14 protein-coding genes and 2 pseudogenes are annotated in these 16,492 nt (G+C 61.3%); 9 read left to right on the top strand and 7 right to left on the bottom strand.

Annotated elements, in window-relative coordinates:
• Nucleotides 1-25: 25 nt before the first annotated feature.
• The 3 genes and pseudogenes from J2046_RS26105 to J2046_RS26100 form a co-directional block, all read right to left on the bottom strand.
• Nucleotides 26-1,891, bottom strand: a complete 1,866-nt coding sequence (locus J2046_RS26105; protein WP_210056807.1) for a DUF882 domain-containing protein — start codon at nucleotides 1,889-1,891, stop codon at nucleotides 26-28.
• Between the two features lie 187 nt (nucleotides 1,892-2,078).
• Nucleotides 2,079-2,261, bottom strand: a pseudogene (locus J2046_RS34390) (helix-turn-helix domain-containing protein); the annotation flags it as partial.
• A 194-nt stretch (nucleotides 2,262-2,455) separates the two neighbouring features.
• Nucleotides 2,456-3,644, bottom strand: a pseudogene (locus J2046_RS26100) (sigma-54-dependent transcriptional regulator); the annotation flags it as partial.
• 160 nt (nucleotides 3,645-3,804) lie between these two features.
• On the opposite strand from J2046_RS26100, the gene J2046_RS26095 reads away from it, so the two are divergent.
• Genes J2046_RS26095 through J2046_RS26080 form a run of 4 tightly spaced genes read left to right on the top strand, consistent with a single transcriptional unit; the run spans nucleotide 3,805 to nucleotide 7,876 of the window.
• Complete coding sequence (locus J2046_RS26095; protein ID WP_210056805.1) at nucleotides 3,805-5,661, top strand: M3 family oligoendopeptidase; 1,857 nt, start codon at nucleotides 3,805-3,807, stop codon at nucleotides 5,659-5,661.
• Between the two features lie 9 nt (nucleotides 5,662-5,670).
• Complete coding sequence (locus J2046_RS26090) at nucleotides 5,671-6,831, top strand: aminodeoxychorismate synthase component I (protein ID WP_210056804.1); 1,161 nt, start codon at nucleotides 5,671-5,673, stop codon at nucleotides 6,829-6,831.
• On the top strand, nucleotides 6,816-7,499 hold the full coding sequence (locus tag J2046_RS26085) for an aminotransferase class IV family protein (protein ID WP_210056803.1): 684 nt from the start codon (nucleotides 6,816-6,818) through the stop codon (nucleotides 7,497-7,499). The genes J2046_RS26090 and J2046_RS26085 overlap by 16 nt, the downstream gene beginning before the upstream one ends.
• Complete coding sequence (locus tag J2046_RS26080; RefSeq protein WP_210056802.1) at nucleotides 7,499-7,876, top strand: nuclear transport factor 2 family protein; 378 nt, start codon at nucleotides 7,499-7,501, stop codon at nucleotides 7,874-7,876. The genes J2046_RS26085 and J2046_RS26080 overlap by 1 nt, the downstream gene beginning before the upstream one ends.
• A 32-nt stretch (nucleotides 7,877-7,908) precedes the next feature.
• On the opposite strand, the gene J2046_RS26075 is transcribed toward J2046_RS26080, so the two are convergent.
• Complete coding sequence (locus tag J2046_RS26075) at nucleotides 7,909-8,160, bottom strand: hypothetical protein (RefSeq protein WP_210056801.1); 252 nt, start codon at nucleotides 8,158-8,160, stop codon at nucleotides 7,909-7,911.
• 137 nt (nucleotides 8,161-8,297) lie between these two features.
• On the opposite strand from J2046_RS26075, the gene J2046_RS26070 reads away from it, so the two are divergent.
• From J2046_RS26070 to hemH, 5 genes are all read left to right on the top strand, one after another.
• Entirely contained in the window at nucleotides 8,298-9,206 is a 909-nt protein-coding gene (locus J2046_RS26070) for a heme-dependent oxidative N-demethylase family protein (RefSeq protein ID WP_210056800.1), read from the top strand.
• 154 nt (nucleotides 9,207-9,360) lie between these two features.
• The gene (locus J2046_RS26065) at nucleotides 9,361-10,806 is read left to right on the top strand and encodes a homospermidine synthase (protein ID WP_210056799.1); all 1,446 of its coding nucleotides are present in this window, start codon (nucleotides 9,361-9,363) and stop codon (nucleotides 10,804-10,806) included.
• A gap of 147 nt (nucleotides 10,807-10,953) precedes the next feature.
• Nucleotides 10,954-11,313 (top strand): outer membrane lipoprotein Omp10, encoded by a 360-nt coding sequence (omp10, locus tag J2046_RS26060; protein WP_210056797.1) that lies wholly within the window; start codon nucleotides 10,954-10,956, stop codon nucleotides 11,311-11,313.
• 214 nt (nucleotides 11,314-11,527) lie between these two features.
• Entirely contained in the window at nucleotides 11,528-13,462 is a 1,935-nt protein-coding gene (locus tag J2046_RS26055; RefSeq protein ID WP_210056795.1) for a 5'-nucleotidase C-terminal domain-containing protein, read from the top strand.
• Nucleotides 13,463-13,604: 142 nt separating this feature from the next.
• Nucleotides 13,605-14,639, top strand: a complete 1,035-nt coding sequence (gene hemH, locus J2046_RS26050) for a ferrochelatase (RefSeq protein WP_210056793.1) — start codon at nucleotides 13,605-13,607, stop codon at nucleotides 14,637-14,639.
• Between the two features lie 17 nt (nucleotides 14,640-14,656).
• On the opposite strand, the gene queE is transcribed toward hemH, so the two are convergent.
• The 3 genes from queE to queC are packed head-to-tail and all read right to left on the bottom strand — an operon-like array spanning nucleotide 14,657 to nucleotide 16,454.
• Nucleotides 14,657-15,409, bottom strand: a complete 753-nt coding sequence (gene queE / locus J2046_RS26045) for a 7-carboxy-7-deazaguanine synthase QueE (RefSeq protein WP_233470303.1) — start codon at nucleotides 15,407-15,409, stop codon at nucleotides 14,657-14,659.
• A complete protein-coding gene (gene queD / locus J2046_RS26040) occupies nucleotides 15,388-15,744 on the bottom strand; it encodes a 6-carboxytetrahydropterin synthase QueD (protein ID WP_210056792.1) in 357 nt (118 codons plus the stop codon). Before queD ends, queE begins: the two co-directional genes overlap by 22 nt.
• Complete coding sequence (gene queC / locus J2046_RS26035; protein ID WP_210056790.1) at nucleotides 15,744-16,454, bottom strand: 7-cyano-7-deazaguanine synthase QueC; 711 nt, start codon at nucleotides 16,452-16,454, stop codon at nucleotides 15,744-15,746. The genes queD and queC overlap by 1 nt, the downstream gene beginning before the upstream one ends.
• Between the last annotated feature and the right edge of the window lie 38 nt (nucleotides 16,455-16,492).

Raw genomic sequence — 16,492 nt, 5'->3', positions numbered from 1 at the left:
TTTCCACGGATACCTTCGGCGTCGATCAGTCGCTTGGACCGCTGAAGCGGTTCGGATCGATCGCGACCATGGCGGCGACGGGCTTGAATCCGCCGCCGGAATATGCCGCCGAATATTCGCCGTTGAGCGTACGGCTGACGACGCGCGGCGCCTTCATCGAAACCGCTTCTTCGGCGCGATTGTTGTTAAGAGCCCATTTCGCAAGCATGTCACCCGTCAGAGCACCGCCGGCAGACGAAGAAGCCGATCTGCTCGTGCGTCCACCTTTGGCGGGTACAGGAAGCGCGCCGGCCGAGGCGGCAACAGGCGGCCTCGGGGCGTCGAATCCGTCACCGAACTGCCTGCCCTTGCCGGCTGAAGCCTGAATGACCTTCGGAGAGACGGCTGCCGTTTCGACCGGCCTTTGAACCGGCGCCGGTGCTGGCCGGATCGGCTGCACGGACGGGCGCTGGTATTCCACGCTGCGAGCCAGCGCAGCGACGAGTTCAGGCGTCAATTCCTGTTCCGCCTCCGTCTTTGCAGCTGCTTGCGACGTAGCAGCCGACGCTGCCAGAGATGCTGCGGGAGCTGGCCGATGGGCCGGAAGCGGTATGGATGCCACTTCTTCCGGCGTCGGCATCGAACCGACGGATGCAGTCATCATGCTGTTGTCGGCATCACCCTTCAAACCGCGCGGCCCAAGCAGTGTCGGAACCGGAATGTCATAGGTGGAAAGGTCGGCGAAGGCCTCGCCGGTCGGCTGCGGCGTATTGGCCGGAGCCGAGGCCTGCAAGGCGAGCGCTTCCTGAGCCGCGTTACGCGCTGGCGAATAGAGCGCCGTCGCAAGCCCGCCGGATGCCGTATCCGAACGGAAGGCCGGGCGCGAAAGCGGCACAGGCGCGGCAATTTCCTGCTGCTCCGGCGTTTGCGTTGGCGTTGACGACGACGCGGAGGCCACCATCACGCCCGGTGGCGTGGTCGCCTCTGCCGGAGGCTCCTTCGCGGCTGGAGCCGGGCGTTCTGCCACGGCCGGCGCGCTGCTCTCCGCGTTGTCCTCTTCCTCGTCGGCTCCGCCGCCAAACAGGAAGGCCAGCAGGTTCGGCTGACGCTTCCGTTCGGAACCGTCGCTGCGAATGCTGCCGCCCGCCGTACTGGCGACCTGGATCGAGCTAGAGCTGACACGCTTCTTGTAGTCCGCCAGCGCCTGCTCGTAACCGGGCAGCGGCTTGCCGTCGGCAGGCAGATGAAGTGTCTTGCCGTTCGGGAAGATCTGCACGAGTTCCTGACGCGTCATGCGCGGCCAGGCGCGCACGCCGCCGACATCGAGATGCACGAAGGGTGACCCCGATCTCGGATAGTAACCGACACCTCCCACCTGCATCTGCATGGCGAGCCCCCTGAGCGTTGAAAGCTTCACGCCCGGAATGTAGAAATCCATGGCCTTGCCAAGCATGTGCTGGCTGTTCTTGGCGACACCCGTATTGCGGGAGCGTGAACGCAGCATGCCATTGGTGGCCGGAGAACGGTAGGCCGAAACGACGTGGATATAATCCGAAGCGCCGCTGCGGCGGTAGACTTCCCAGACGAGGTCAAAAAGCCTCGGGTCCATCTTGGTTGGCTGATTCTTGCGCCAGTCGCGCAGAAGCTGGTTGATCTGCTGGAGGCCCTTCTGGTCATATCGGCCGTTCCGCTTGAAGGTGATGACCGCCTTTTCTCCCGTATGGACGAAGTAGAGCTTCAGGCTTCTGTTTTCGGCAGCAGCATCGGTGACAGAAACGGAAAGGACCGGCAGCGCCGCCAGGAGCAGCAGGGCAGCGGCTGCTACGCGCCTGGCGAGAATTCTAAAAAGCCCGGCCTTGCCGCCGCGCACCTTCTCACCCGAAGGCGCTTCTTTTGCATACTGATCCGGCAAAACGATCCCCGTCCTGTCGACAACGTCCCACGCTGCCTCAAATGACTGTCAAATGCGGTCACACGATGGCAAATGTGCCACAGATGTACAACCTTCTTCCATATAGTCAACAAATGGCTAATGGGAGGTTGATGAAAGGTGCCAGGACATCCTTGCGCGAAAGTTAACTCCCGCTAATACAACGCGATTATGCTGCTTCCTTGAGCGGATCGTCGGGGTCAATGCCGTAATCCTTCAGTTTCCGGTAGAGAGTCGAACGTCCGATGCCCAGTTTGCGGGCAACCTGGCTCATCTGGCCGCGGTAGAATTTCAACGCGAAACGGATGAGTTCCTCCTCGACATCGGCCAGTTTTCTCACGTCACCCGCTTCATCGGTACTGACGATGATATTTTCCGTCGACGGGTAGGCGGCGGCGAGCATGGCCTTGGGATCCGGCTGTGCGTCGCGCGCCCTTTCGCTGTTGGCGAAGACGGGTGATTCGGCGAGCGCCTCCCGCACGGCGTAGTCCGACATTGCGGCCGGCGTCGGCGCAATCGCGGTCGCGGCAAGTTCGGCCGACCGGAATTCCGGAACCTGCGCGGCGATCTGCGGGAAGTCCGCTTCCGTCAGTTCATTGCCTTCGGCAAGCACAACGGCGCGAAAGACGGCGTTTTCTAGCTGGCGTATATTGCCCGGCCAGTCATAGGCCGTAAGCAGCGCCAGCGCGCCAGGGGCGACAGTGAGCGTCTTCGGCAATTTCTGCTCCGCCGAGAAGCGTTCGGCAAAAACGCGGGCGAGATGTGGAATGTCCTCCTTGCGGCGGCGAAGCGCCGGGATGGTGATCGGGAAGACGTTGAGTCGGTAGTAGAGATCCTCGCGGAAGCGCCCGGCGCGTACTTCTTCGATCAGGTCCTTGTTGGTGGCCGAGATGAGCCGGACATTGACCTTCTGCACGCGCGCCGCGCCGACGGTCTCGATCTCGCCCTGCTGTACCGCGCGAAGCAGCTTCACCTGGACTTCGAGCGGCAGGTCGCCGATCTCGTCGAGGAAAAGCGTGCCGCCATCCGCCTCTACGAACTTGCCGGTATGGCGTTCGGTCGCGCCGGTGAAGGCGCCTTTCTCATGGCCGAAAAGGATGCTTTCCACCAGATTGTGCGGGATGGCGCCACAATTGACCGTGATGAACGGCTTGCCGGCCCGGTCGCCGTTCGACTGGATGGCGCGGGCGATCATCTCCTTGCCGACGCCGGACTCGCCTTCCAGCACCACCGGGATGTTCGAATGTGCCGCGCGCTGAGCGAGATCGATCACCCGCAGCATGTCGGGGCTCGCGGAGATGATATCGCCGAAACCGACGGCGCCGGGGCGGTGGCGGCGACCGCCCCGCGCTTTCGATTCCTTGTGGTTGAGCTTGAGTGCATTGGCGATCGATGTGGCTATACGTTCCGGAGAAACCGGCTTCACGACAAAATCGAAGGCGCCTGCCCGCATGGCCTGCACGACGAAATCGATGCTGCCCTGCCCGGTCTGGACAATGACCGGTGTTTCGATGCCCGCTTCGCGGATGGCGGCAAGGAAGGTCAGGCCATCCATTTCCGGCATCATCAGGTCGAGCACGATAACGTTGATGTCGACGGCTGTCCGTTTCAGGAACTCGAGTGCGACAAGGCCGTTTTCGGCAAGATGCGCGGCGTATCCGTAACGCTCCACGGCATTCTTCAGAAGGCGACGCTGAATTGGATCATCATCCACAACGAGGATTTGCGCAGTCATGCTCGGGCTCCCAGCAACGTTCATCGTGCTCCCTTTCGGGTGGTTATGCTGGAGGTTGTGCCAGAAAGGCTTGAACATCCCCTTTTGAGAAAAGCTTGCATTTTAATCGACGGCGGGGAAAACAAATCACCGACCGGATCGAAAATCAGAGGACAAGGCGATGAAACACCCCGCAATCGCGTTTCGCGAAATTCCTGCCGCAATGGCCGCCGGCGCTACAGCAACCGATCCGGCGCTTGGCCTCCTGCCGGTCTGGAAATTGTCGGACCTTTATCCCGCCAAGGATTCACCTGCCTTCACTGCCGACACGGACAAGGCGGAAAAGCTGGCGCTCGCCTTCGAGGGGAAATGGAAGGGCAAGCTGGCGGACGCCGCGACGAAAACCGGCGCTGGCGGCATCGGCGAGGCGCTGAAGGAATACGAGGCGCTCGATGACCTGCTCGGCAAGCTCGGCTCCTATGCCGGCCTCACCTACTTCTCCGATACGTCGAATCCGGCGAACGGCAAGTTCTACGGCGACGTGCAGGCAAAATTGACCGACCTTTCCTCCCATCTCCTGTTCTTTGCACTGGAACTGAACCGCATCGACGACAAGCTGATGGACGCCTGCATGGATCGCGATCCGGCCGCCGGCCACTATCGCCCCTGGATCGTCGACCTCAGGAAGGACAAGCCGTTTCAGCTCGAGGACAAACTGGAACAGCTCTTCCTCGAAAAATCCATGACTTCGGCCGCGGCCTTCAACCGTCTGTTCGACGAAACCATGGCAGAACTCCGCTTCGAGGTGGACGGCGAGAAGCTGCCGCTCGAAGTGACCCTCAACATGCTGCAGGAGCCCGAGCCGGAGGTGCGCACCAAGGCAGCCGCGGCCCTGTCGAAGACTTTTGGCGAGAACCTGCGCGTCTTCACGCTGATCACCAACACGCTCGCCAAGGACAAGGAGATTTCCGACCGCTGGCGTGGCTTTGAGGACATCGCCGACTCCCGGCATCTGGCGAACCGTGTCGAGCGCGAAGTGGTGGATGCATTGGCCGAGGCGGTGAAAGATGCCTATCCGCGTCTCTCGCATCGCTACTATGCGATGAAGGCGAAATGGCTCGGAATGGAACAGCTGAATTTCTGGGACCGCAACGCGCCGCTGCCGGAAACGCCCACCGCTGTTATCCCGTGGACCGAAGCGAAGGAGACGGTGCTTTCCGCCTATCGCGGCTTTGCGCCGGAAATGGCGGAGATTGCCGGCCGTTTCTTCGACGAGGAATGGATCGACGCGCCGGCACGACCCGGCAAGGCGCCAGGCGCCTTCGCGCACCCGACCGTGCCGTCGGCCCATCCTTACGTGCTGGTCAACTACATGGGCAAGCCGCGCGACGTGATGACGCTCGCCCATGAGCTCGGCCACGGCGTGCATCAGGTGCTTGCGGGCGCTCAAGGGGCGCTGATGTGTCAGACGCCGCTGACGCTTGCCGAAACCGCCTCCGTCTTCGGCGAGATGCTGACCTTCCGCGCCCTGCTGGAAGAGACCAGGGACAAGCGCGAACGCAAGGCCATGCTCGCCCAGAAGGTCGAGGACATGATCAACACAGTCGTGCGCCAGATCGCCTTCTACCAGTTCGAACGCAAGGTCCACACGGCCCGCAAGCAAGGAGAACTCACCTCCGAACAGATTGGCGAACTCTGGCTCTCCGTCCAGGGTGAGAGCCTCGGGCCTGCGATCAGGATCTCCGAAGGTTACGAAACGTGGTGGACCTATATCCCCCACTTCATCCACTCGCCTTTCTATGTCTACGCCTATGCCTTCGGCGACTGCCTGGTGAATTCACTCTATGCGGTCTACAGTCAGGCGGAACCCGGGTTCCAGGAGAAGTATTTCGAGCTTCTGAAAGCCGGCGGCACCAAGCATCATTCGGAGCTTCTGAAGCCTTTCGGCCTCGATGCCACCGACCCGTCCTTCTGGTCCAAGGGCCTGTCGATGATCGAAGGCCTGATCGACGAACTGGAGGCCCTGGACAGGGCGTGAGCCATTTCGATGGAACAGACGGCGCCCTACGCGCTCTTTCGGGACGATCCTGTCGGCCGGAGCATCGTCTTCGACCGGCCGAAGACGATCGTCCTTGCGCGGACGTCCGACGAGGTTCTGCCCGCCCTTCGCCGATTGGAGGAAGCCCGCCGCTCCGGCCAATGGCTGGCGGGCTATATCTCCTACGAAGCCGGTTATGTCTTCGAGGACAAACTCCGGGCCCTGGTCGTGCCGAACCGGCCTGTGCCCCTGCTTGCCATGGGCATATTCGATGCTCCCGCCGGTCACGAGCATCCGTTCGCCCTGCCGGAACCGATGAAAAGTGGAGCCCCCTTATTGACCGAACCGCACGCGGCCTGGGATTTCGAAACCTACCGGCAGCGTTTCGACCGGCTGCATGAGCACCTGCGCAAGGGCGATTGCTATCAGGCAAACCTGACCATGCCGATCACCGCCCGCTGGCAGGGCGACCCGCGCTCAGCTTTCTGGTCTCTGGTCGAGCGCCAGCCGGTGCACTACGGCGCACTCATCGATTTCGGCGGCCCGCTCATCCTGTCGCGCTCGCCGGAGCTTTTCTTCTCGGTCGATGCCGAGCGCTTCATCGAAACACATCCGATGAAAGGCACCGCCCCGCGCGGCGCGACCGCGAAAGAAGACGAGGCGATCATTGAAGCCATGCTCGCCGATGAGAAGACGTTGGCCGAGAACCGCATGATCGTGGATCTGCTGCGCAACGACATTTCGCTCATCAGCGAAGTAGGCACCCTCTCGGTGCCGAAACTGTTCGAAATCGAGACCTATCCGACTGTTCACCAGATGGTCAGCCACGTGCGGGCCAGGCTGAGACCCGAAGCCGGCTTTCCCGAGATTCTGGCAGCGCTGTTTCCCTGCGGTTCCATCACCGGAGCGCCGAAACTGTGGGCGATGCAGATTCTGGCCGGATTGGAGGATGGCCCTCGGGACGCCTATTGCGGTGCGATCGGTTATTGCGACCCGGCCGGGCCGATGCGCTTTTCCGTGGCAATCCGCACGATTACCCTTTTCAAGAACGGTAGGGCCGTCTTCAATGTCGGCGGCGGCATCGTCTTCGATTCGAAGGCGGAGGCCGAATATGAGGAGTGTCTTTTGAAGGCACGCTTTGCGGTGGGCGACCAATGGATTTCTCGCTGATCGAAACGATGCGCTGGGAGCCGGGCGCGGGCTTCCTGCGGGTCGAACAGCATTTGCGCCGCGTCAGCCGGTCGGCCGATGCTCTGGGATTCCGCCAGCCGCCGCCGGATACGCTGAAGCAGCTTCAGGCCGCCGTCAGCGGCGAAACCGCAATGCGCGTTCGTCTTGTCATGACTTATCGCGGCAGGATCGAGATCACCGCGACGCCCTTCAGCCCGATCCCCGCCGGCACCGTATGGCGTCTGCGTGTCGCGAGCACCCCACTTCCGTCGGACGATCCCCTGTTTCGCCACAAGACCTCCCGCCGGGAACCCTATGAGGCCGCGCGCGCCGAATTCTCCCCCGACGAGGCGGATGAAGTCCTTCTACTCAACGAGAGGGGCGAGATCTGCGAAGGCACGATCACCAATGTCTTCATCGAGGATGCGAATGGCCAGTTGCTGACGCCGCCGCTCACAAGCGGGCTTCTACCCGGTATATTGCGCGCCGAACTGATCCGCGAGAGGAAGGCCCGCAGCCAGATCCTTCGTCTTGCCGACCTTAAGGAGCGCCGCATTTTTGTGGGCAATTCGCTGCGCGGCCTCATCCCTGCCGAACTCGTAAGCGACAAGGAAAAACCGGAACCATCACCTGCTGAAACCGTCTCTGGAATTGGAGGAGAAAGGTAATGGTCGAATCGCAATCGCTTGCCGATCATCTGCTTTCGCTCGAAGCTGCGCTGCAGACCCGCGAGGTGCGCAGTTCCGAGACGCGTTTGCGTGAACTTCTGGTGCCCGAGTTCCGTGAATTCGGCCGTTCCGGCCTTGTATATACGTTCGATGACACCATCTCCCGCCTCGTCTCCGAGGTAGGACCGAACAATACGGCCATCCTGGATTTCTCGGTGTCGCTTCTCAGCGACACTGTCGCGCTCGCCACCTATCGCGGCGTCCGTCTCGTCGACGATGACGGGCACAAGCTCTTCACCAACCGCAGTTCGATCTGGCATCTCGATGTCGACGGCAAATGGCGCATGGTTTTCCACCAGGGCACGGCGACGGAATGACGGAGTCACGGCAATCTTCGCCGACATATCGCTCATTTGATAATGAGCAATCCCTCGGGATTGCGCTCGCCTGAAGACGCGACGACCACCGCCATGGTGCACCCGATGAAGAACACCGCCCAGAACGGCAGCCACATGCGCCAGTCAAAGCGATTTTGCACACCATCTGGCCGAACGGGATAAAGCCGGATCCAGGCCCTCGACGTGGTATTGCGCAAACCCATGGTCCTGAATGCCGCGATCATCCCGACAATCACATAAAAGACCCTGCTGAATAGCACCATCAGCCTTCCCGCCCCGCATGTTGCACCTGCGAAATATTTGTAGGGCTGTCGCGGCATGTTCCAAGTCTTCGAAGACGATTTTTACAAGTACATGAATTTGGCTTAAACCGATCCTGAAACGGCACACCCGGGACGGCATGAACGACAAGCCCCTTAGCTATACGCCCTATGACGGTTCCTCGAAGCCCTTAACCATCGGGCTTCTCCAGCTCGATCCTGCCCGCTGGATCGAACCGGACGGCGATCTTGCCTATCACCTGACCGAGAAGAGGAAGCTCTTCGCCGAGCATGGCGATCAGGTTTTTCAGGCAGAACCGGGTACGGAAGAGGCCCAGCAGGAAATCCTGGATGCGCTGGCGGACTATCTCCCGTCCCGCCATCCGGCGATCTATCATCGCGACGGCAATCTCGTGGAGACGGCGGACCACAGGATCGATCTCGCCGACCAGAGCCTGCCGCCGCTTGTTCGTGCCGGTCTCATGGTGCAGGACGATCTCGTCATCATGCGCAAGGGCGAGAACGGCTGGCGCCTCGCCGCCGCCTTCCTCGCCTTTCCCTCCTCCTGGTCGCTTGCGGACAAGTTCGGCAAGGCGATCGACGAGGTTCATGCGCCAGTGCCGGATTTTGCGCGCGGCAGCCGCAATGCGGACCTCATCAACCGCATGTTCGACAATCTTTCACCGGCCCGTTTTGTGGTCCGCTGGAACTGGTCGGTCAACTGGGGCTACAAGCTTTACCGCCCTGTCGCGCAGCCTGCTTCCGAAACGGAGGACGTGCCGGCAGAGGGGGCGTTCATCCGCGTCGAGCGCCAGACGCTCAGAAAAATGCCGGTCTCGGGCGACATCCTCTTCACCATCCGCATCTATCTCGATCCGGTCACCGCGATCATGGCTCAACCGAACGCCCGGGAACTGGCAGCCTCGCTCGCCGATCAGCTCGAAGCGCTGACGCCGAAACAGGCCGACTACAAGGGGCTCCTTGCAAAGCGCGCCGAACTCGTGGCCATGCTTCGGAAATCCGCCGAAACGCTAGTCTCTGTCGGGTAAAGTGCCGATTTCACCCGGAAACCCGATGGGCTCTTTATTGTGACGCGGTTTTATGATCTAGAGCGCCGCGAAATCGCACCTGCGCATCCATTATCCGTCCACTGCCGAAGAAGCGGGGCAGCGGCCCACAGGGCCGCCGATCAAGGAGAGAGACATGTCAGAGACTACCTATCCGGTGTATGGCGAAATCACCGGCCCGATCGTGATGATCGGTTTCGGTTCGATCGGCCGCGGCACGCTGCCGCTGATCGAACGCCACTTCAAGTTCGACAAGGACCGGATGGTGGTGATCGACCCGCGCGACGACGAAGCGGGAATTCTCAAGAAACACGGCGTCCGTCACATCAAGGAATATGTGACCAAGGATAACTACAAGGATCTCTTGAAGCCGCTGCTGACGGCTGGCGGCGGCCAGGGCTTCTGCGTCAATCTTTCGGTCGACACCGGCTCGCTCGATCTGATGAAGCTCTGCCGCAAGCTCAACGTCCTTTATATCGACACCGTCGTAGAACCTTGGCTCGGCTTCTATTTCGACAAGAACATGAAGAACGCGGATCGCACCAACTATGCGCTGCGTGAAACCGTGCGCAAGGAAAAGGTGAAGAACCCGGGCGGCGCGACGGCGGTCTCCACCTGCGGCGCAAACCCCGGCATGGTGTCCTGGTTTGTCAAGAAGGCGCTCGTCAACCTTGCCAGGGATACCGGCCTGAAATTCGAAGAGCCGACTCAGCACGACCGTGAAGGCTGGGCAAAGCTCATGAAGAAGCTCGGCGTCAAGGGCGTGCATATCGCCGAGCGCGATACCCAACGCACCAAGCATCCGAAGCCGCTCAACGTTTTCTGGAACACCTGGTCGGTCGAAGGCTTCATCTCCGAAGGCATGCAGCCGGCCGAACTCGGTTGGGGGACGCACGAGGAGTGGATGCCGAAGAACGCCAAGCAGCACAAGAAGGGCTGCAAGGCGGCGATCTATCTGGAACAGCCGGGCGCCAACACCCGCGTACGGACCTGGTGCCCAACGCCCGGCCCGCAATACGGCTTTCTCGTCACCCACAACGAGTCGATCTCCATCGCCGACTACTTCACGGTGCGCGACAAGGATGGCGAAGTCACCTTCCGTCCGACCTGCCACTACGCCTATCATCCGGCCAATGATGCGGTGCTTTCGCTGCACGAGATGTTCGGCAACGGCGGCGCACCGCAGCCCGTTCACCACGTTCTCGACGAAGACGAACTGGAGGACGGCATCGATGAACTCGGCGTCCTGCTCTACGGCCACGAGAAGAACGCCTACTGGTACGGTTCGCGCCTGTCGCTCGAGGAAACCCGCCGCATCGCTCCTTACCAGAACGCCACCGGTCTGCAGGTGACCTCGGCCGTTCTCGCGGGCATGGTCTGGGCGCTGGAGAATCCGAGTGCAGGCATCGTCGAGGCAGATGAGATCGACTACAAGCGCTGCCTTGAAGTGCAGCTTCCCTATCTCGGCCCGGTCGAAGGCCATTACACCGACTGGACCCCGCTCGATGGCCGCCCGGGCCTCTTCCCGGAAGACATCGACGAAAAGGATCCTTGGCAGTTCAGGAACATCCTGGTTCGCTGATTGATTGAGGAAGACCGCCTGCTCTTCGGCAGGCGGTTTTTTGTGTGTTCACAGGCCCTTGCCTTTTCAAGGCCACATCTTGCGTTACATAGGTCCGTGGCGGCATGCTTCGCCTTAAGGGACGGACCGATTCGCGGGAGACAGATCATGAAATTGAAAGCGAGCTTTGCGCTCATCGCCGCCGCAGGCCTGACCGCCTGCATGTCCTCTCCTCCGCCGCGTCAGCTTCCGCCGGCTCAGCCGCGGGGTGTCGAGGGAAGCTGGTCCGATCCGAACGGCATCGTCTCCACCTTCCAGGGAGGCACGTTCAACACCCGCTCCAGCGACAGCAATACGCTTCTGGCCTCCGGCACCTACGTCAATCTCTCGCCGACGCTGGTGGAGATCAATATGACCTCGCTCGTGAGAAAGACGCAGTCACGCGTCAATTGCTCGCTCGTGAGCCCAAACCAGCTCAACTGCACGCAGGATAGCGGCGCCCAATTCTCCCTTATGCGTCGGAGCTGATCACGGTCTTACGGGATCTGTTTTCCAAACCCCGCTTCGGCGGGGTTTTCATGTTTTGCGCGGGAAGCAGCGCGCATGCACGGCTGTCACATTTCCCTTGAAACGGCTTCCTCTTGATGAAAACATGTGCCGCAGAACGATTGTCACGGTGGGACAGTAGAACAATCGGCGCGAGGCGGCGCAAAGCCGATCGGCAAAACAGGAGAGAGACAAGATGATGAAGAGATTGAGATTCGGGCTGCTGACCGCTTCGGTCCTGGCCCTTTCAACAGGCGCCGCGCTCGCCGATTTCGAACTCAATATCCTGCACATCAACGACTTCCATTCGCGCATCGAGGCCGTCAACAAATATGACTCCACCTGCTCGGCGGAAGAGGAAGGCAAGAATGAATGCTTCGGTGGCGCGGCGCGCCTGCTGACCGCGATCAACCAGACGCGCGACGGCATGAAGGCCGAGAACAAGAACGTCCTCCTGTTGAATGCCGGCGACAATTTCCAAGGGTCCCTCTTCTATACGACCTACAAGGGCGCGGTGGAAGCCGAAGTGCTGAACGCCATGAAGTTTGACGCCATGACCGTCGGCAACCACGAGTTCGACGACAGCGACGACGTGCTCGCCACCTTCCTGGACAAGGTCCAGTTCCCGGTCGTGACCGCCAATGTCGTCCCGAGCGCCGCCGCCAAGATCGGTGACCGCATCAAGCCCTTCATCATCCTCGATGTCGGTGGACAGAAGATCGGCATCGTCGGAGCCGTCACCAATGAAACACCGGAAATCGCCAATCCCGGTCCGAACATCACGATCTCCGACGACGTCGCCAAGATCACCGAGGCTGTCCAGGCCGTGAAGGCCCAGGGCGTCGACAAGATCATCGCGCTCACCCATGTCGGCTATCCGCGCGACCTTGCGGCGATCGCCAAGATCCAGGATGTCGACGTTGTCGTCGGCGGCCATACCCACACGCTTCTCTCCAACACCGTCAAGGGCGCGGAAGGCCCCTACCCGACCTGGTCCGACAACCCCGGCGGGTACAAGGTTCCGGTCGTCCAGGCTTTCCAGTACAGCCGCTATCTCGGCGACCTGAAGGTCGTCTTCGATGACAACGGCGTCGTCAAGGAAGCAAGCGGCGAGCCCATCCCGGTAGATGCCAAGTTCCAGCCCGACCAGGCCATGGTCGCGCGTATCAACGAATTGAAAGCTCCGATCGAGGAAACCAAGAAGAAGATTGTCGGCAGCGCCGAAGCCGCAATCGACGGCGACCGCCGCAATTGCCGTGCGAAGGAATGCTCGATGGGCAATCTGCTTGCCGATGCGCAGCTTGACCGCGTCAAGGGCCAGGGAATCACCATATCCATTCAGAACGGTGGCGGCCTGCGAGCTTCGATCGATGCCGGCGAGGTGACCATGGGTGAAGTGCTGACTGTGCTGCCCTTCCAGAACACCATCGCCACTTTCCAGATCAAGGGCTCGGACATTATCTCCGCGCTGGAAAACGGCGTCAGCCAGATCGATGACGGCGCCGGCCGCTTCCCGCAGGTCGCCGGTCTGAAATTCTCCTTCGACAAGTCGAAACCGGCCGGCAGCCGGGTGAGCGACGTGCAGGTCAAGGAGGGAGACGCATTCGCGCCGATCGATCCGGCGAAGACTTATGGCGTCGTCACCAACAACTTCGTCCGCGCCGGCGGCGACGGCTACAAAGTCTTCGCGACCAGCGCCGTGAACCCCTACGATTTCGGCCCGAACCTGGAGCAGGCGGTGGCGGAATACCTCGCGGCCAACAATCCCTACAAGCCCTATACGGACGGCCGTATCACCGATCTCACTCCGGCGGGCTACACCCCGCCGCCGAAGCCAGCCCCGGCCGCTCCCCCGGCCCCTTCGGCGGCAGCTCCTGCGGCGCCGGCACCGGCCGCTCCCGCTCCGTCGCAGACGGCAGCCGCTCCGGCAACCCCAGCCCCCGCGGCCCCTGCCGCGCCGCAGCCGGCCGGCCCGACCAAATACACTGTCGTGAAGGGCGATTCGCTCTGGAAGATCGCTGCGGCTCATTACGGCAATGGCGAGGAATGGACGAAGATCGCCGAGGCGAATTCGCTTAGAAATCCGAATATCATCCATGTCGGCGCCGAGCTCGAACTTCCGGCAAAGTGAGCTTTCGGCCCAAACTGGACAATTTGTCTCTTATCAAAAATACCGGTCCGGGCTTTCCCGGACCGGTATTTCTTTCTAAGTAAACCCGCAATGTCGAAGTGCCTCGTCGCCGCTTGAGAAGCTTAGCCTTGGAAGGGTCCGCATGATTTCTCCATCCGCCTCCATGCCTCACGATCATCCGAAAGTGACTTTCGGCAAGGTCGGCGTGTTGCTTGTCAATCTGGGCACTCCGGACGGCACGGATTACTGGCCGATGCGGCGTTATCTCGCAGAGTTTCTATCCGACCGGCGGGTGATCGAATGGTCCAGGCTTTACTGGTATCCGATCCTCTACGGCATTGTCCTGAACAAGCGGCCGCAGAAGGTCGGCAAGGCCTATGAGGCGATCTGGAACAAGGATCTGAACGAAAGCTTCCTGCGCACCTATACCCGCAATCAGTCGGATCTGATGAGCGAGCGTCTGACGGATCTGCCGAACGTCGTGGTCGATTGGGCGATGCGTTACGGCAAGCCCTCGATCGCGGAACGCATCGACGCGCTGAAGGACAAGGGCTGCGAGAAGATCGTACTCTTCCCGCTTTATCCGCAATATGCCGCCTCCACCACCGCAACCGTCAACGACAAGGCTTTCGAGCACCTGATGAAACTGCGCTGGCAGCCGGCGATCCGCACGGTGCCGCCCTATCACGACGATCCGACCTATATCGAAGCGCTCGCCAGTTCGGTACGGCAGATCTATGCGACGCTCGACTGGGAACCGGAAGTGCTGATCGCCTCGTTCCACGGCATTCCGCAATCCTATTTCAAGGCTGGCGACCCCTACCATTGTCATTGCCAAAAGACGGGCCGGCTGCTGCGAGAGGCACTCGGCCTAAGCGAGAAGAGCTTCATGCTCACCTTCCAGTCCCGCTTCGGGCCGGAGGAATGGCTGCAGCCCTATACGGACAAGACGGTCGAAAAACTGGCAAGCGAAGGTGTGAAGCGGATCGCTGTCATCAATCCCGGCTTCGTCTCCGATTGCCTGGAAACGCTCGAAGAAATCGCCGGCGAGGCTGCCGAAACCTTCCTGCATCACGGCGGCGAAAAGTTCGTGCACATCCCCTGCCTCAACGACAGTGAAGGCGGCATGACGGTGCTCGAAAAGGTCGTGCGCCGCGAGCTCCAGGGCTGGGTGTGATCTCTCCCGATGCCCCGTCACACGCCGCGCCGGTTGCCCCATAGCAATACATGCAGTTGGGGCAGGACACGGACGCCGAACCAGCGGTCTTCCGTCACCTTTTGAATGAGCCAGAGCATGCGCTCCATGATCCCGTCGATGTCGACGACGGCCTCGTAGTCGTCCGGCGGCGGTGGCGTATGGTTGCCCGGCTGCAAATAGACGGACAGTTGCGGGAAGCGTGCATCCGCCTCACGGGCAAAGGCGTAATCCGCATCGTCGAACACTACGAACTTCAGCACCATCTGCGGCCGTCCCGCCGCCATCCCCAGACAGTCTTCCAGCGCACGCCAGTCCGTCTCCATGCCGCTAGACGGCGGCTTGGGGCTCAGCACCAGGGTATCGAGGTCGCAGAACCAGTCCCGGGCAATACTCCCCTGCGTTTCGAGGGCAAAACGATACCCTTCCCGTTTACCCCGCGTAATCAGCGCCCCCAGCGGCTGGATCGCCGGATTGCCGCCGGAAAGCGAAACTGTCAGCGGCACGCCGCCCGACAGGCGCCGCACCTCCGTCCAGATCGCCTCGATGCCCATCAGCTCCCATTGATCGCGATAAGCACTGTCGACCGCATGCAGCGTATCGCACCATGAGCAGCGATAATCGCACCCGCCCGTCCGCACGAAGACGGTCGGCTGGCCGATCAGAACCCCCTCCCCCTGGATCGTCGGGCCGAAGATTTCGCTCACCCGTATCCGCGCGTCCGAGACGCTCACGGCCGGTATTCCGCCCAGGTTTTCGACGTCTCGCTGACGCGCACGGCAGCTGTCTCCGGCAGCCTTTGTCTGCACCAGTCATAGAAATGCCGGGCGAGACATTCCGATGTCACGCGGTCGTGCCCCAGCACGTCGTTCAGATGCCGGTGATCGAACGCGTCGTCGATGTAGCGTTTGAGTGGCGCAAGCTCGTGATAATCGCGCACGAAACCATGGTCGTTGAGTTCGGCTGCCGCAAGCTCCACCACGACGACATAGTTGTGGCCGTGCAGCCGCGCACATTGATGGTCGGCGGGCAGATGCGAGAGCTGATGCGAGGCGGAGAAATGGAACTCCTTGGTGATCCGGTACATCAGCGCACCTCCTCCGCCCTGAACGCCTCGGTCGCGGCTTTCCAGAAATCCGGGTCCTCGTAATCCGTGGAATCGGGAACATCGGCGAGATGGAAGGCCTCTCGCCTTTCGACGCAGGTGCCACAGCGGCCGCAATGGCGCATCCCGCCCTTGTAACAGGACCAGGTTTCCGCAAACGGCGTGCCGTGTCGCGCACCGTCGATGACGATATCCGCCTTCGATCCATTGACGTAGGGAGCAAGCAGCTTCACCGAAGCATAGCCCTCCAGCGCATGGTTCTGCATGATCTGGAAGGCGTCGATGAAGCCCGGCCGGCAATCGGGATAGATGAAGTGGTCGCCTCCGTGCACGGCGATTGCCACCGCTTCGGCCCCTCTTGCGGCGGCAACCCCGAATGCGACGGCGAGCATGATCGCGTTGCGGTTCGGCACGACTGTGATACGCATCGTCTCCTCGGCATAGTGCCCGTCCGGCACTGCGACGTCGTCGGTGAGCGCCGAGCCCGAAAGCTGGCTGCCGATCGAGCGCATGTCGATGATCTGATGGAAGACGCAGAGACGGGCAGCGCAGGCGGCGGCGAAGTCGAGTTCCTTGCGATGCCGCTGGCCGTAGTCGAAGGAGATGAGTCCGAGAAGTTCGTGTTCCGCCGCGATCCTGTGGGCAAGCGAAACGGAATCCAGTCCGCCGGAGCAGACGACGATGGTTTTCATGATCAGGTGTCCTTGTTTTGACCGGGTAGGCTGCGACC

The organism is Neorhizobium petrolearium, assembly GCF_017873175.1.
GTDB classification, from domain to species: domain Bacteria; phylum Pseudomonadota; class Alphaproteobacteria; order Rhizobiales; family Rhizobiaceae; genus Neorhizobium; species Neorhizobium petrolearium.
This window is presented reverse-complemented; position numbering and strand designations above follow the sequence as displayed.

Bases quoted from the DNA above. Each gene is read 5' to 3' on its own strand.
- J2046_RS26095 (WP_210056805.1), top strand. From the start codon at position 3,805: ATGAAACACCCCGCAATCGCGTTTCGCGAAATTCCTGCCGCAATGGCC.
- J2046_RS26090 (WP_210056804.1), top strand. From the start codon at position 5,671: ATGGAACAGACGGCGCCCTACGCGCTCTTTCGGGACGATCCTGTCGGC.
- J2046_RS26085 (WP_210056803.1), top strand. From the start codon at position 6,816: ATGGATTTCTCGCTGATCGAAACGATGCGCTGGGAGCCGGGCGCGGGC.
- J2046_RS26080 (WP_210056802.1), top strand. From the start codon at position 7,499: ATGGTCGAATCGCAATCGCTTGCCGATCATCTGCTTTCGCTCGAAGCT.
- J2046_RS26075 (WP_210056801.1), bottom strand. From the start codon at position 8,160: ATGGTGCTATTCAGCAGGGTCTTTTATGTGATTGTCGGGATGATCGCG.
- J2046_RS26070 (WP_210056800.1), top strand. From the start codon at position 8,298: ATGAACGACAAGCCCCTTAGCTATACGCCCTATGACGGTTCCTCGAAG.
- J2046_RS26065 (WP_210056799.1), top strand. From the start codon at position 9,361: ATGTCAGAGACTACCTATCCGGTGTATGGCGAAATCACCGGCCCGATC.
- omp10 (WP_210056797.1), top strand. From the start codon at position 10,954: ATGAAATTGAAAGCGAGCTTTGCGCTCATCGCCGCCGCAGGCCTGACC.
- J2046_RS26055 (WP_210056795.1), top strand. From the start codon at position 11,528: ATGATGAAGAGATTGAGATTCGGGCTGCTGACCGCTTCGGTCCTGGCC.
- hemH (WP_210056793.1), top strand. From the start codon at position 13,605: ATGATTTCTCCATCCGCCTCCATGCCTCACGATCATCCGAAAGTGACT.
- queD (WP_210056792.1), bottom strand. From the start codon at position 15,744: ATGTACCGGATCACCAAGGAGTTCCATTTCTCCGCCTCGCATCAGCTC.
- queC (WP_210056790.1), bottom strand. From the start codon at position 16,454: ATGAAAACCATCGTCGTCTGCTCCGGCGGACTGGATTCCGTTTCGCTT.